This window comes from Mycolicibacterium diernhoferi, assembly GCF_019456655.1.
Taxonomy (GTDB): Bacteria; Actinomycetota; Actinomycetes; order Mycobacteriales; family Mycobacteriaceae; genus Mycobacterium; species Mycobacterium diernhoferi.
Genome location: NZ_CP080332.1, coordinates 1,823,323 through 1,836,490, shown reverse-complemented (window position 1 = coordinate 1,836,490; position 13,168 = coordinate 1,823,323). Strand labels below are relative to the sequence as shown.

The 13,168-nt window shown below is 66.9% G+C and carries 14 protein-coding genes; 6 read left to right on the top strand and 8 right to left on the bottom strand.

Annotated elements, in window-relative coordinates:
- Positions 1-17: 17 nt before the first annotated feature.
- Positions 18-842 (bottom strand): hydroxypyruvate isomerase family protein, encoded by an 825-nt coding sequence (locus K0O62_RS08730; RefSeq protein ID WP_073859160.1) that lies wholly within the window; start codon positions 840-842, stop codon positions 18-20.
- A 1-nt stretch (position 843) separates the two neighbouring features.
- Positions 844-1,554, bottom strand: a complete 711-nt coding sequence (locus tag K0O62_RS08725; RefSeq protein WP_073859159.1) for an SDR family oxidoreductase — start codon at positions 1,552-1,554, stop codon at positions 844-846.
- Between the two features lie 407 nt (positions 1,555-1,961).
- Between K0O62_RS08725 and K0O62_RS08720 the strand changes: the two genes are divergently transcribed.
- Positions 1,962-3,329: a neutral zinc metallopeptidase gene (locus K0O62_RS08720; protein ID WP_083603734.1), complete on the top strand. Its 1,368-nt coding sequence runs from the start codon at positions 1,962-1,964 to the stop codon at positions 3,327-3,329.
- A gap of 60 nt (positions 3,330-3,389) precedes the next feature.
- Here K0O62_RS08720 and K0O62_RS08715 read toward each other — a convergent pair whose 3' ends face one another.
- The 4 genes from K0O62_RS08715 to K0O62_RS08700 all read right to left on the bottom strand — a co-directional run bounded on the left by K0O62_RS08715 (position 3,390) and on the right by K0O62_RS08700 (position 7,125).
- Positions 3,390-3,581 carry a hypothetical protein gene (locus K0O62_RS08715; protein ID WP_073859158.1) on the bottom strand — a complete coding sequence of 64 codons (192 nt, stop codon included), beginning with the start codon at positions 3,579-3,581 and terminating at the stop codon, positions 3,390-3,392.
- Entirely contained in the window at positions 3,578-4,618 is a 1,041-nt protein-coding gene (locus K0O62_RS08710) for a YihY/virulence factor BrkB family protein (RefSeq protein ID WP_079244659.1), read from the bottom strand. Before K0O62_RS08710 ends, K0O62_RS08715 begins: the two co-directional genes overlap by 4 nt.
- A 53-nt stretch (positions 4,619-4,671) precedes the next feature.
- Positions 4,672-6,120 carry a lipase maturation factor family protein gene (locus K0O62_RS08705; RefSeq protein ID WP_073859227.1) on the bottom strand — a complete coding sequence of 483 codons (1,449 nt, stop codon included), beginning with the start codon at positions 6,118-6,120 and terminating at the stop codon, positions 4,672-4,674.
- Between the two features lie 75 nt (positions 6,121-6,195).
- Positions 6,196-7,125, bottom strand: coding sequence for an NAD(P)/FAD-dependent oxidoreductase (locus K0O62_RS08700; protein WP_073859157.1), 930 nt, complete (start codon positions 7,123-7,125; stop codon positions 6,196-6,198).
- Positions 7,126-7,214: 89 nt separating this feature from the next.
- Here K0O62_RS08700 and K0O62_RS08695 point away from each other — a divergent pair, with 89 nt between their 5' ends.
- From K0O62_RS08695 to K0O62_RS08680, 4 genes are all read left to right on the top strand, one after another.
- Positions 7,215-7,901, top strand: a complete 687-nt coding sequence (locus K0O62_RS08695; RefSeq protein ID WP_073859156.1) for an HAD family hydrolase — start codon at positions 7,215-7,217, stop codon at positions 7,899-7,901.
- A gap of 76 nt (positions 7,902-7,977) precedes the next feature.
- Positions 7,978-8,337, top strand: coding sequence for a DUF488 domain-containing protein (locus K0O62_RS08690; protein WP_073859155.1), 360 nt, complete (start codon positions 7,978-7,980; stop codon positions 8,335-8,337).
- A 220-nt stretch (positions 8,338-8,557) separates the two neighbouring features.
- Positions 8,558-9,460 (top strand): pyridoxal 5'-phosphate synthase lyase subunit PdxS, encoded by a 903-nt coding sequence (gene pdxS, locus K0O62_RS08685; RefSeq protein ID WP_097933563.1) that lies wholly within the window; start codon positions 8,558-8,560, stop codon positions 9,458-9,460.
- Positions 9,461-9,476: 16 nt separating this feature from the next.
- Positions 9,477-9,764, top strand: a complete 288-nt coding sequence (locus K0O62_RS08680; protein ID WP_073857557.1) for a hypothetical protein — start codon at positions 9,477-9,479, stop codon at positions 9,762-9,764.
- 94 nt (positions 9,765-9,858) lie between these two features.
- Here the strand turns inward: K0O62_RS08680 and K0O62_RS08675 are convergent, their stop codons facing one another.
- Both K0O62_RS08675 and K0O62_RS08670 read right to left on the bottom strand, forming a co-directional pair.
- Positions 9,859-10,245 (bottom strand): Rid family detoxifying hydrolase, encoded by a 387-nt coding sequence (locus tag K0O62_RS08675; RefSeq protein ID WP_073857558.1) that lies wholly within the window; start codon positions 10,243-10,245, stop codon positions 9,859-9,861.
- Positions 10,246-10,259: 14 nt separating this feature from the next.
- Positions 10,260-11,501: an NAD(P)/FAD-dependent oxidoreductase gene (locus tag K0O62_RS08670; protein WP_073857594.1), complete on the bottom strand. Its 1,242-nt coding sequence runs from the start codon at positions 11,499-11,501 to the stop codon at positions 10,260-10,262.
- An 82-nt stretch (positions 11,502-11,583) separates the two neighbouring features.
- On the opposite strand from K0O62_RS08670, the gene K0O62_RS08665 reads away from it, so the two are divergent.
- Entirely contained in the window at positions 11,584-13,101 is a 1,518-nt protein-coding gene (locus K0O62_RS08665) for a PucR family transcriptional regulator (protein ID WP_073857559.1), read from the top strand.
- Positions 13,102-13,168 lie beyond the last annotated feature (67 nt).

Sequence of the window (13,168 nt, the reverse complement as noted above, 5' to 3'; positions counted from 1 at the left end):
CGGGCCCCGGCTCTGATTCATTTCCCGGCCTGCTCCCACAGGTCCGCGCCGCGCTGCGCTCGCGGCAGCCATCCGAACGGGTCCGCGCCGTCATCCCGGTATTCCAGGCTGACATTGCCGCGGTAACCGCGCCGATGCAGGTCCGCGAGGTGGCGGCCGAAATCCACGGTGCCGGTGCCCGGGGCACCCCGGCCGGGCGCGTCGGCGATCTGCACGTGCCCGATCCGATCGCCGTACTCGTCGATGACTGCGCTGATGTCGTCGCCGTTCACGCTCAGGTGATACAGGTCGGCCAGCAATCGCAGCGACGTCACACCGCTCACCCGCTCGATCACCGAGATGACGTCGCGGGCGGTCCGCAACGGGTAGGCATCCACCCCGCTGAGCGGCTCCACCAGGATCACCGCACCGGCCCGCTCGGCCAGTCGCCCGATGTGCTCAAGATTCTCGGCCGCGACCGTATCCTGCTCGGACGCCGGGACATCGCCGAGCCGGTTGCCGTAGAGCGCATTGAAGGCCTTGGTACCCAACCGATCTGCGATACCGAACGCGACGTCGACGTTGTCACGCAGCTCCTGGCGGCGGGCCGGGAGGGACAACAGTCCGCGCTCCCCCGCCGCCATGTCGCCGCCGGCGAAGTTCAGCGCGCTCAACGCCACACCGGCGTCGGTCACCGCACCGATGAACGCCTCGACCTCGCTGTCGGCCGGGACGGCGCGCTCGAAAGGCCACCAGAACTCGACCGCGCCGAAACCGGCGTCGCGGGCCGCCTGCGGACGGCGCAGCAGCGGCAGTTCGGTGAGCAGGATCGAGCAGTTCACGACATAGCGCGGTGCGCTCATCTCAACCCCGCCCGACATAGGGCATCCGGCGCGCCATCACGGTCAACGTGGGCACGTCGACGTCGAGCGGCAGATCGATGATGTGCGAGATCATCTCCCCGACGTGTTTGACATCGAAGCTCGCCTCGGTGAAGCCGCCGGTCATCTCGGTGGCGGCATTGCCGATGTCGATCTGCGTGACGCAGATATCCAGGTCGCGCAGGTCGAGCAGCATCGAGGCGGTCAGTCCGCTGATCGCGTGCTTGGTCACCGCGTAGGCCAGGCTGTTGGGGCGCGGACGGTGCGCGGCGATCGATCCATTGTTGATGATCCGTCCGCCGCGCGGGGACTGGGCGGTCATGATGCGCGCGGCCTCGCGTGCGCAGAACACCGCGCCGTCGACGTTGGTGCGCCAGACGGCGTGCCACTGTTCGTCGTCGATATCGGCGATCGAGGCCGACGGACCGAAGGTGCCGGCATTGTTGAACAGCACATCGACCCGGCCGAATGCCGACACGGTCTGCTCGAACAGCGCGCGCACCGAGCCGGAATCGGTGACGTCGGTGGGCACCACCAGCGCGGCGGACGCGCCGTGCGCCGTCTCGGTCAGCTGTTCGGGGCGCCGGCCCGCCAGGACCACCCGGTGCCCCGCGTCCAGAAGTGTTCGCGCGGTCGCGCGGCCGATGCCGCTGCCGGCGCCGGTGATGATGACGACTTTGCTCACGGGTCTGATTCTGCCGTGCCGCCGGCCGGCGGAGGTACCGGTTCATGATCTGCCGCCACTCGGTCCGGATCGCCGCCGGATCGCTCATGTTCCGGCATCTTCGCAAAAGCCGTCGACAACGCCATTCCACATCTCGTGTGCGCTGGCCGGGAGTACGGTAAGGCGCAGGCCGGTACCCGACGGGAAGCCACGGCGTTGCCGCATGACGTTGTTGCGCACCGTATTTGAGGTGTAGCGCGGCTGCCACTGGTAACGTGCTCTCGAGTCGCACGCCCGCGCTAGGGGAAGGATGTCTGGTCATCGACGTTCATTTCTCGACCTCCGCAAGGGGCCGGTTCCGCAGCGCCGACGACCGTGGACGCACCTCCTCGGGACGGCTCGCCCGCGCGTCCGTCGCGGTGGTGGCCGTGCTCACGATGTCCTGCGCCGCGACCACCTCGGAAAACGCCGACCCGTTCACCGTCGGCGGCATGCCGGTCACGGACGGCCCGTCGGGCCTGCGGCCGGGCGCGAGCATTCCGTCGCGGGCCGTCGCCAACACCGACAACGGACCCATCGACCGATTGGCGGTGGCCGCCGTCAGCGACGTCGAAGACTATTGGAACGGCGCCTTCGCCGAAACCTTCGACTCCCCTTTCCGGCCGGTCCGCAAGCTGCTGTCCTGGGATGCGAGGAAGACCCGCTCCGCCATCACGTTCTGCGGGGAGAGCACCGCCGGCCTGGTCAATGCTGCGTTCTGCCCGCCGGACAATTCCATCGGCTGGGACCGCGGCGTGTTACTGCCCGCCCTGGAGAAAACCTACGGCGAGATGTCCGTCGGCATGGTCCTCGCTCACGAGTACGGCCATTCGGTGCAGTACCAGGCCGAACTGAACCAACCGAACACACCGGTGTTGGTGGCCGAGCAGCAGGCCGACTGCTTCGCCGGCGCGTATATGCGCTGGGTGGCCGAGGGCGATTCACAGCGCTTCAGGCTGTCCACCGGCAACGGACTCAACGCCCTGCTCGCCAGCGTGATCTCGTTCCGCGACCCGATCTTCACCCGCGATCGCGTGATGGCCGCCGGTGGAGAACACGGTTCGGCCTTCGAACGGGTGTCGGCGTTCCAGTTCGGCTTCACCGGCGGCCCGGCGACATGTCGCCAGATCACCGTCGAGGAGGTCCGGCAGCGGCGCGGCGACCTGCCGGTTGCTCTGCAACGCGGCCAGACCGGTAACTGGCCGGTCTCGCGGGAGTCGGTGAAATCGGTTGTCGCCGCGATGAATATCCTGTTCGCGATATCCGAGGAACCGAAGCTCGTCTTCGACAGCGCCGTTGCGGCCAAGTGCGCGGGAGTGCGGGCGACACCGCCGGTCTCCTTCTGCCCGGCCACCAACACCCTCGCGGTCGACCTCGCCGGCCTGAAGAAACTCGGCGCGGCGTCCGCGGGCCCGGCGGGCCTGACCGGTGACAACACCGCGTACTCCGTGCTGATCTCACGCCAGATGTTGTCGCTCCAGAATGCACGCGGCCTGGCCCTCGACGGCGCCACGGCAGGCCTACGCACAGCCTGCCTCACCGGAGTCGCCACCCGAAAGCTCGCACGGGAGGTGCGCACCCCCGACGGGAACACCGTGGCGTTGACTGCGGGCGACCTCGACGAGGCGGTCGCGGGGCTACTCACCAACGGCCTCGCCGCCAGTGACGTCAACGGCAAGGCCGCACCCGCCGGCTTCGCCCGGATCGACGCGTTCCGTACCGGCGTGCTCGGCGATGAGGACTCGTGCTCGGACATGCTCGCCTGATCGCCCGCGTCGGCGTCCGACACCGGTCAGGTCATCGTCGGTGGACGGTGCCCCGCGTGCTCAGTCCGGGACAGCATCCGGGGACCAGGGCGCCGTGTCTCGGCGGTGCCTGACGGCGAGGGCCGCCGCGGTGCCGACTGCCGCCCCGGTCACGATCAGCGTGGGCCACACCAAGGCCTGCACGATCACGATCCGACGCTGAACCTTCACCCCGAAGCGGGTGATCGACCGGGCACGACTGGTGACACTCACGCGGATTCCCCTCTCTCACGGTCAGCTTCGGCGGTACCCTCGCCGCGCCCGGGGCAAACGTTGTCCCCCGGATCGTTCGCGGTGCCGGGTTCGTCGAAGCTGACGTCGACCCGCTGAAATCCCTTGGCCTGCTGGGCTTCGGCCTGTCCGGTATATACGCGGCGGTCGGCGACGGTCAGGTCGACGTTGTCGGTGAACGGCGTCAGCAGCGCCCGCGGGTGCAGCCGGTCCACGCGCACCGCGTTGATCTGGGCGCACACCAACAGTGAGGTGGCCACCAGGTACAGGAACGCGAGCAGACCCAGCACGATGGCGAACACGCTGTTGGTCACACTGGCCGACGCGACCACGCGGGCGACGTAGGTCGCGCCGAACCACTGCAGCAGCTGCCACAACACCGCGGCGACCACCGCCCCGGGCAGTACCTGCCGGATGCTCAACTCCCGCACCGTGGACACCCGGAACACGGCGACGCAGACCGTGGTGTTGAGGACCAGCGAGGCGAATACGACGGCTCCGGTCCCGACAATGCCGAGGGCGGCCCAACTCCGCCCGATCGCGGTGAGCAGGGTCGTGGCGATCAACGCCGACCCGAACACGATCAACAACATCAGGCTGCGCAGACGGGCCTTGATCGGGTCCGGCCGTACGTACCGGGGCACCGCCCACACGGTGTCCATGGCGTTCTGCACCGCCGTGCCGACGCCGAGACCGCCGTAGAGCGCGCCGGCGATGCCGATCACCACCGCGGCCGTGCCGCCGCTGAGCGCGTTGGGCTCACTGAGCTGGTTGCCGAGCAACGGCAGCTGGCTGATTGCGGAGTCCACGATCTGCTCACGCCACTCGGGCCGTTCCCGCAGTAGCACCCCCAGCGCCGTGGTGAGCAGCAGCAACAGCGGGAACAACGAGACGAATGCGTAGTAGGTGATCAGCGCGGCCAGGTAGTTGGACTGGTCGTCGACGTACTTGTAGATGACCGCGATGACGAAGCCGGCCGCCCGGCTGCGCTGCTGCACACGATCGAGCCAGCCCAGCATCGCTTCCTCCCGCCCTCAGCGGCCCTGCCGCGGGCACGGGATACCCACAGCTGTCAGGACACGAACCTGCGGACCCGGTCGGCGTCGACGGGTGGCAGGTAGTCACCGATGAGTTCGCGGTGCCACCACGCCCGGTCGCCCAGCAGTTCTTTCCCGGTGGTGAACCGGTACTCGTACAGGAGCGCCCGCACGTGGGTGGGTGGTTGATCGGGAAACGGGTTGTGGCCCAACAGTTTCACGATGTCGCGGTTGTTCGAGAGCAACCCCTTCAGCAGCTGGCCGATCCAGGGCCGGGCGTAGGACGAGGACAGCGCCGCGAACCACATCAGCCAATCCAGGCGCAGGTGATAGGGAGCCCACTGCCGCGGCATCCGGGCGGGGTCCCCGGGCTTGCCCTTGAATCCGTATTCGCGCCATTCGGTGTGCGGCGAGATGACCGTGTCGGCGGTGCCTTCGATCACCACCTCGTAGCGGGTCTTGCCGACGCTGCCGAACGCGCCGTAGGCGTTGACCAGGTGCAGCGGATCGAAGGTGCTGTTCATCCGCTGGTGCGGGGAGAACAGGTTGAGGGCGGGCCGCCAGCTCAGCACCAGGACCAGCGCGGTGAACCCGAGGACGAGGACCCCGAACCAGGTGGGCACCGAGGTCGGCGCGTCCGCGGGGGTCGTCACGCCCAGCACCGCGGCGAACATGGTGTCGTCGAGAACGCTGCAGGCCAGGACGATGGTCAGCCAGTTGAGCCAGGCGAAGTTACCGGAGGCCACCAGCCACAGCTGCGTCACGATCATGATGGTGGCCGCGATGCCGGCCACCGGCTGCGGCGCGAACAGTCCGAACGGGACGATCAGCTGGGTGATGTGGTTGCCGAGCACCTCGACGCGGTGCAGGGGTTTGGGCAACCGGTGGAAGAACCAGCTCAGCGGCCCGGGCATCGGCTGGGTCTCGTGGTGGTAGTACAGGCAGGTCAGGTCGCGCCAGCAGCGATCGCCGCGGATCTTGATCAGCCCGGCGCCGAACTCGAGACGGAACAGCAGCCAGCGGGCGAGCAACAGCACCAGCAGCGGGGGTGCGGTCTCGTCGTTGCCGAGGAACACCGCGAGGAAGCCGGCCTCCAGCAGCAGTGACTCCCAACCGAAGGAGTACCAGCACTGCCCGACGTTGACGATGGACAGATAGGCGACCCACAGCCCGAACCACAGCAGCATCGCCGCCCACAGCGGCACGGCGTCGCCCAGTCCGAGGACCAGTGCCGCCGACACCGCGGCCCCGGCCCAGCACACGGCGGCGAAGAAGCGGTCCGTGTAGTGCCAGTGAAAGATGCTGGGCTTGGCACGAAAGGAGCTGCGGGCCAGGAACTTCGGGATCGGGGTCATGCCGTTGCTGCCGAGCAGGCCGCGGAACTGCAGGGCCGCGCACAGGAAGGCGACCAGGTAGATGGCGGCGATCCCTCGGGTGAGGGCGAATCTACCCCACCATGACTCCGTTGCCGCGAGCCAGTCCATCGGTCCACCTCCCAGCGCGGTGATGACCATGACCTACGTCTTGGGTGTGATTGTCCTCGCTGATGTGTGCGGTCGTCAGTCGGGCGGGTACGGCAAGCCGAATTCGTCGGCCAACAGGCTCTGCACGACGATCATCGCGGTCTGCGAGCCCGCCGCGATCGCCCCGGCGAGGTGGGGTTGTTCGGCGCACAGGTCGCCGGCGGCGAATACGTGGGGGACCTCGGTGCGGTGCAGCGCGTCGATGGCCAGCACGCCGGCGTCCGGGTTGGGTGTGCATGCAGCGCCCAGCTGCTCGGCCAGCGGGGAGCGCTGCCGCAAGGGCGCCTCCACCAGCAGACCGTCGCGTTCCAGCCGGTCACCGTCGGTGAATCCGATCGCCGACAACGTGCCGCCGCAGTGGTGCAGTTCGGCGACCCGGCGTTGCTCGACCGGCACCTTCGCCCGGGCCAACAGCTGCAGACCAGCGGGATCCAGGTCCGCCGGGCCGTCGGTGAGCAGCACGACGTCGTCGCTCCAGCCGCGCAACATCAGCGCCGCGTGGACGCCCTCCGCCCCCGAGGCCAGCGCGGCCAGACGTTTGTCCCGCATCTCCCAGCCGTGGCAGAACGGGCACTGGAACACCGATGCGCCCCACAACTCCGCCACGCCCGGCAAGTCCGGCGGCGTGTAATCCATTCCGGTCGCGAGCAGGACACGGCGGCCGTAGACCGTCTGCCCGTCGTCGAGATCGAGCGCGTACCCACCGTCGACCGGCATCCCGCGGCGCACCTCGGTGTTCCGGTAGCGGACGGTCGGATAGGCGGCCAGTTCCTCCCGCCCCTTGGTGTACAGCTCGGCCGGCGGCCGCCGGTCGAAACCGAGGACACCCCCCATGGTCTGGGCGGCACGGTTGCTCTGCCGGTCGGCGTCGACCACCAGCGTCCGGCGGCGGGCCCGGCCGAGAACCAGGGCAGCGCTGAGTCCGGCGGCGCCGCCGCCGACGATCACACATTCCCACTCACTCACGAGCGCTTGGATTGCCCGGGTGCGGCGCCTCAAACGTCGACTACGAAAGCAGCAGGTTTGGCAGGGCGCCGAGCGGGCATTTTGAAGCCGTGTCCGGAAGCGAGCGTCCCCCTGCCGTGCTGTTCGACGTCGACGGAACCCTGGTCGACTCGAACTATCTGCACGTGCACGCGTGGCACCGCGCGTTCAGCGAGCTGCGAATCCCGGTGCAGAGTTGGCAGATTCACCGGTCGATCGGCATGGACGGCGGAAAGCTCCTCGATACGTTGGCTGCCGATGTGGACGACGACGTCCGCAAACAGCTCAAGGAGCTGCACAGCCGGCACTACGAGGAGACCTCCTCGTTGTTGTCTCCGTTGCCGGGCGGGCGGGAGATCCTGGAGCGTATCGAGGCGCTGGGCCTGCAGGTCGTGCTGGCGACCTCCGCGCCGGAGGATGAGTTGGCAATGCTGCGTGAAGTGCTCAACCGTGACGACCTGATCTCGGTGGTCACCTCGGCAGAGGATGTGGAGACCGCCAAGCCCGAACCCGACATCGTCGAGATTGCTTTGGACAGAGCCGGAGTCGGTCCGAAGCGTGCCGTGTTCGTCGGCGATGCGGTGTGGGACGCCCGGGCCTGCGTGGCCGCCGGGGTGACGTGTATCGGCGTGCTCAGCGGCGGCGTCTCCCGCGGCGAGTTAGAGGAGGCCGGCGCCGCCGCCGTGTTCGACAACGTCCTCGACCTGGGCTCGCACCTGACCGAGAGCCCGGTGCAGCGCCTGATCGATCTGCGCTGAGCATCAACGCGGCGGATGGAAGGGGTGTCGAACTAAGCTGCCGTCACGGACTCGCCGGCCGACCTTCGAGGGTGCGATGAGAGATCGAGTACAGGTGCGCCGCATCTACGACGACCCACTGCCCGACGACGGCGCCCGGGTTCTGGTGGACCGATTGTGGCCTCGGGGCGTGAGCAGGAGCCGGGCGCACCTCGATGAGTGGTGCAAGCAGGTCGCACCCTCACCCGAGCTGCGCACCTGGTATCACCATGACCCCGACCTGTACGAGGAATTCAGCCGGCGGTACACCGCCGAGCTGGATGATCCGCAGCCTGCCGCCGCCCTGTCCCATCTGAAGGACCTGGCCGCCGAGGGAACACTCACCCTCCTCACGGCCACCAAGCGTCCCGAGATCAGTGAGGCCGCCGTACTGGCGGCGATTCTGACGGCGCACTGACCGGCCGGCCGGTGATCACCTGCTGCCGGTTCCGCCGTCCGTTCGAATAGGCCGCCCACCCGACCAGCGGAAACCCAGAATTCCGAGCGGAATGACGGCGATTCGATCCGAACCGGGCAGCGACCCACCGGCAGACAGTGGACAACATGTCAGAGACGTCCGGAAAATAGTCGACAGTCAGCCCTTCGATTCCCGACGAGCCCTTGGACACACTTACGTCATGTCGCCAGATTCGGGAGATGTGCAGACCGGTACGGCGCGGGTGAAGCGCGGTATGGCCGAAATGCTCAAGGGCGGCGTCATCATGGATGTCGTCACCCCCGAGCAGGCCCGGATCGCCGAGGCCGCCGGTGCGGTCGCGGTGATGGCGCTGGAGCGGGTACCCGCCGACATCCGCGCCCAGGGCGGGGTGTCGCGGATGAGCGATCCGGACATGATCGACGGCATCATCGCCGCGGTCACCATTCCGGTGATGGCCAAGGTCCGTATCGGGCACTTCGTCGAGGCGCAGATCCTGCAGTCCCTCGGGGTGGATTACATCGACGAGTCCGAGGTGCTGACCCCGGCCGACTACACCAACCACATCGACAAGTGGCGCTTCACCGTGCCGTTCGTGTGCGGTGCGACCAACCTGGGCGAGGCGCTGCGCCGGATCACCGAGGGCGCGGCGATGATCCGTTCCAAGGGTGAGGCCGGCACCGGGGACGTGTCGAACGCGACCACGCACATGCGCCAGATCGGTGCGGAGATCCGTCGGCTGACCTCGCTGAGCGAGGACGAGTTGTTCGTCGCCGCCAAGGAACTGCAGGCCTCGTACGAGTTGGTGGCCGAGGTGGCCCGGGCCGGCAAGCTGCCGGTCACGCTGTTCACCGCCGGCGGCATCGCGACCCCGGCCGATGCGGCGATGATGATGCAACTCGGCGCCGAGGGTGTGTTCGTCGGGTCGGGCATCTTCAAGTCCGGCGATCCGGCGGCGCGTGCCGCGGCGATCGTGAAGGCCACCACCTGCTACGACGATCCCGACGTGCTGGCCAAGGTGTCGCGCGGACTCGGTGAGGCGATGGTCGGCATCAACGTCGAGGACATCGCGGCACCGCACCGCCTGGCCGAACGCGGCTGGTAGACAAAGCGTCACGGATATGGCGAGTGCCAGCATGACCAAGGTGACCGAAAGCCAACTGGCTTGGGAGTTGGCCGACCGAGTCGGCGCCCGACTGAGTCACGAAGACCGCACAGCGGTGTTCGTGGACCTGGGCTGCGGTGATTTCCTGTCCGCCATCCACCGAATCCTGCATATCGTGGTGCAGAACCAACACCGCCTGCCCGCGATGAGCCTGGAACGACTGCACATCTGGTCGCGGATCTACGGTCGCGAGCCTGAGTACGCGCCACTTCTCGCACGGGTAAAGAAGGCTCCCCCGCGGTGAATCAGCCCATCCTCAAGGAGGATTGAGGACGAGTATCCACCCGGGTGGATGTCATCCGGGTGGATACTCTGCGTACCGGTCTCCTTGCCGAAAGTCAGGCCAAAGCGACAATCGCGTCGATCTCGACAGTTGCGCCCATCGGCAGTGCCGCGACTTGAATCGTGGTGCGGGCAGGGACCTCTCCGTCGAAGAACTCCGCGTAGACGGTGTTGATAGCCCCGAAAGCGCTCAGGTCGGTGGTGTAGATCGTGGTGCGCACGGCGCGCTTCAACGCAGTCCCGGCTTCGGCGCACACCGCGGTCAAGTTTGTCAGGCATTGCCGCGCCTGGTCCGCCGGGTCGGTCACGTCGATCGATCCCGTGCCCGGATCGATAGGTAACGCTCCCGAACAGTAGAGCAGTCCGGCATGGGCAACTGCCTGCACATACGGACCGATTGCGGCAGGCGCATTTGCAGAGGCGATACGGGTGAGTTCGGTCATGGTCTTCTCTCTCGTCAACGGAGCGGATCTACTGCGCGAAGGGCCTCGGGTGTCCGGCCCGTGGTGATCATCTCGGCGATCAACTTTCCGGTCACGGGGCCGAGGGTGATCCCCCACATTCCGTGTCCACCGGCGGCGAAGACACGGGGACTCGATGTGCCGCCGATGAGCGGCAGACCGTCGGCCGTACATGGACGCGCCCCTACCCACTCATCCTCGCGAACGTCGAGGTGCGCTCCGTTCAACAGTTCGCCGGCCGCGTTGCGCAACACGTGAATACGCCGGGGATCCATCGGCGCGTCCACATCGCGGAACTCCATCATTCCGGCGATGCGCAGCCGGTCACCCACCGGTGTACAGGCCACACGCTGTGTCGGGAAGTACACCGGCCCCTTCGGGAGATGGTCCACCTTGACGGTAAAACTGTATCCCCGGCCCGCTTGTACCAACCGCTTCACCCCAAACGGCCGCAGCAAGGTGTTCAACCGTGCTCCGGTCGCGGCCACCACGGCGTCGAACTGCTCGCCCGCGACCACAACGGCCGTCCCGGTATCCCGGATTTCGTCGACCGTCCGCCCGGTCACGATCCGTGCGCCACGCGCGCGGACCTGATCGGCGAGAGCATGCACGTATGCGGCGGGATTGAGGAAACGCTCGTCGAGGATCTTGATCGCCGCGTTCACTTCTGACGACAACGCAGGCTCCTCGGCCCGGGCGGTATCACCATCGAGGATCTCGAAGTTCACGTGCTGGCCCGCGGCCCGGATCTCGTCGAACTCATCGAGGAGCGTTTTCCGGTCCGCGGTGGTGCGGTATGCCGCGATGAACGGTGCGGCGGGCGCGGACTTCTCCGCCGAATCGACTTCCATCTCGTCGAATGCGGCCAGTGCGTCCCTGTTGAGCGGGATCAATGCCTGCATCGCCTTGTGCCACCGTGACGCGGTGCTGTTACGCACGAATTGCAGAAGAAAGCGGATCAGACGCGGATTGGCAGACGGCGGAACATAAACGGGCGAGGCATGACTCACCAACGCACGCACGCCGTATTTGAGAACCGCGGGCTCAGGTAGCGGAGTCGCGATACTGGGCGTCAGCCACCCGGCGTTGCCCCAACTCGACCCTGCCGCCACACCGTCGGCATCGATCACCGTCACCTCGACGCCACGTTCCTGCAGGTACCAGGCGGTGCAAAGACCCACCATGCCCGCGCCGATGACAGCCACCCGCTGTTGATGTCCGAACTGTCGACCATTCATGAATCCATGGTGCAGCCCGACCATCTCTGGATCGCTGTCCGAGCCGAACAACGATTCAACCGGTAGCGATGTTGTTCGTACAATGAAGGACGTGACCGGTGGCGTAGACCTCAGTGAGTTGACGGCCGCGGGAGTAGTCTCGGTGGTTTCGTACGGCCGCCGCACCTCGGTGTCTTCAGTTCACTTTCATGGCGATTCGGCGCAACCGAAGCCTGGATCGCTGATCGCGGCTCCGACTGCGGCGAACTCCGATCAGCAAGCGGAGGCGGTGACACTTGCCGCATCCGCCGGTGCTGGAGTCGTGGTTGTCCGCGAAGTTGCCTCGGCGGCCACGGGTGCGCTCTGCCAAGAACTGGGAATCAGCCTGGCCGAGCTTGCCCCGCAGGCCGAATGGTCCCACCTCGTCTGGCTCGTGCACAGTCTGATGGATCGTGATGAGCCGGGGCTGAAGACGGAATCGACTGCGCAACAAGAATTGTTCGCGGTCGCCGACGCTCTTGCGGCCACGCTCGGCGCACCGGTGACCATCGAGGACGCCCATAGTCGAGTAGTTGCCTATTCGGCGACAACCGACGGTGTCGACAGCACGCGGACCTCTACGATCATGCGTCGCGCGGTACCTCCCGCCGTGCTGGGGCGATTGCGTGCCACCGGTGTATTGAAGCGGTTGACCCACGACGTACGGCCGTTCATCGTCCCTGCTCTCGAGCCCGGATTTCTTCAGCGTCTCGTCGTTCCACTACGTGTGGGTGGCCAAGCCGTGGGCTCCATCTGGGCGATATGGGACGGCACGCTCGACGCGCAGTTGGAAATGCAGCTGAGAACAACCGGAACTGCCGCGGCCGTGAGTTTGGTTCAGCTCATCGCCAGCCGAGATAGGGCCGGACGTCATACCCTCGCAAGCGTCCGTGCGGCGCTGAGTGGCAGCACCGGTGATTCGTCCAGCGGGTGGGAGCCGCCTTCGCAATCCAAACGAGTTGTCGCACTGCAGAGCCTGTCTGGGGCAACGTCGGCCGACGATGTCGCACTTTGGCAAACCTTCTTCCGCAAGAGGTCCTGGCCGGATCCGATACTCGCAGATCTCGACGGCGCGACCTTCGCGATAGTGCCGGAACGACCTGGGCCCGGCGGATGGGAGTGGCTCCGCGGCCTCGGGGCCGCATCCGCACCGGGCCGGATGGCCGCGAGCAGAACCATATCGGACAACAAGTCACTGCCGGCAGCCCGACTGGAGGCCACTGAGGCACTGCACGCGGTGTGCGCTCTCGGTCGTTCTGTCGGAACCTACGACGAGGTGTGGGACACGGTCGTCTTGCGGCGTGCCGCTGCGGCGGTCGCATCTATCGAGCACGACGAGCTACGGCAGATACTTCGCGAAGAACACTGTGGCAGAATACCTCTGGCGTCTACGTTGCGCGCCTGGCTCGATTGCGGCGGCGATATCAAAGAGGCTGCCGTCATCCTTCACACGCATCCCAACACCGTTCGACACCGCCTGAGGAAAATCGACCAACTCGTCGGCACCAGTTTGCAGACCAACTCGCAGCGGTTGGCCGCGCTGCTCCTGCTGCGAGGTTGGGATGACCCACCACCGGCGTGATGCGATATGTGATGCAACACGTCTCTACGTGCGCGCGCCGATACTTCCCCACAACTGAGCCACGCAT

Bases quoted from the DNA above. Each gene is read 5' to 3' on its own strand.
- K0O62_RS08680 (WP_073857557.1), top strand. From the start codon at position 9,477: ATGGCGAGTGCCAGCATGACCAAGGTGACCGAAAGCCAACTGGCTTGG.
- K0O62_RS08690 (WP_073859155.1), top strand. From the start codon at position 7,978: ATGAGAGATCGAGTACAGGTGCGCCGCATCTACGACGACCCACTGCCC.
- K0O62_RS08730 (WP_073859160.1), bottom strand. From the start codon at position 842: ATGAGCGCACCGCGCTATGTCGTGAACTGCTCGATCCTGCTCACCGAA.
- pdxS (WP_097933563.1), top strand. From the start codon at position 8,558: ATGTCGCCAGATTCGGGAGATGTGCAGACCGGTACGGCGCGGGTGAAG.
- K0O62_RS08670 (WP_073857594.1), bottom strand. From the start codon at position 11,501: ATGAATGGTCGACAGTTCGGACATCAACAGCGGGTGGCTGTCATCGGC.
- K0O62_RS08705 (WP_073859227.1), bottom strand. From the start codon at position 6,120: ATGGACTGGCTCGCGGCAACGGAGTCATGGTGGGGTAGATTCGCCCTC.
- K0O62_RS08675 (WP_073857558.1), bottom strand. From the start codon at position 10,245: ATGACCGAACTCACCCGTATCGCCTCTGCAAATGCGCCTGCCGCAATC.
- K0O62_RS08665 (WP_073857559.1), top strand. From the start codon at position 11,584: ATGAAGGACGTGACCGGTGGCGTAGACCTCAGTGAGTTGACGGCCGCG.
- K0O62_RS08710 (WP_079244659.1), bottom strand. From the start codon at position 4,618: ATGCTGGGCTGGCTCGATCGTGTGCAGCAGCGCAGCCGGGCGGCCGGC.
- K0O62_RS08720 (WP_083603734.1), top strand. From the start codon at position 1,962: ATGTCCTGCGCCGCGACCACCTCGGAAAACGCCGACCCGTTCACCGTC.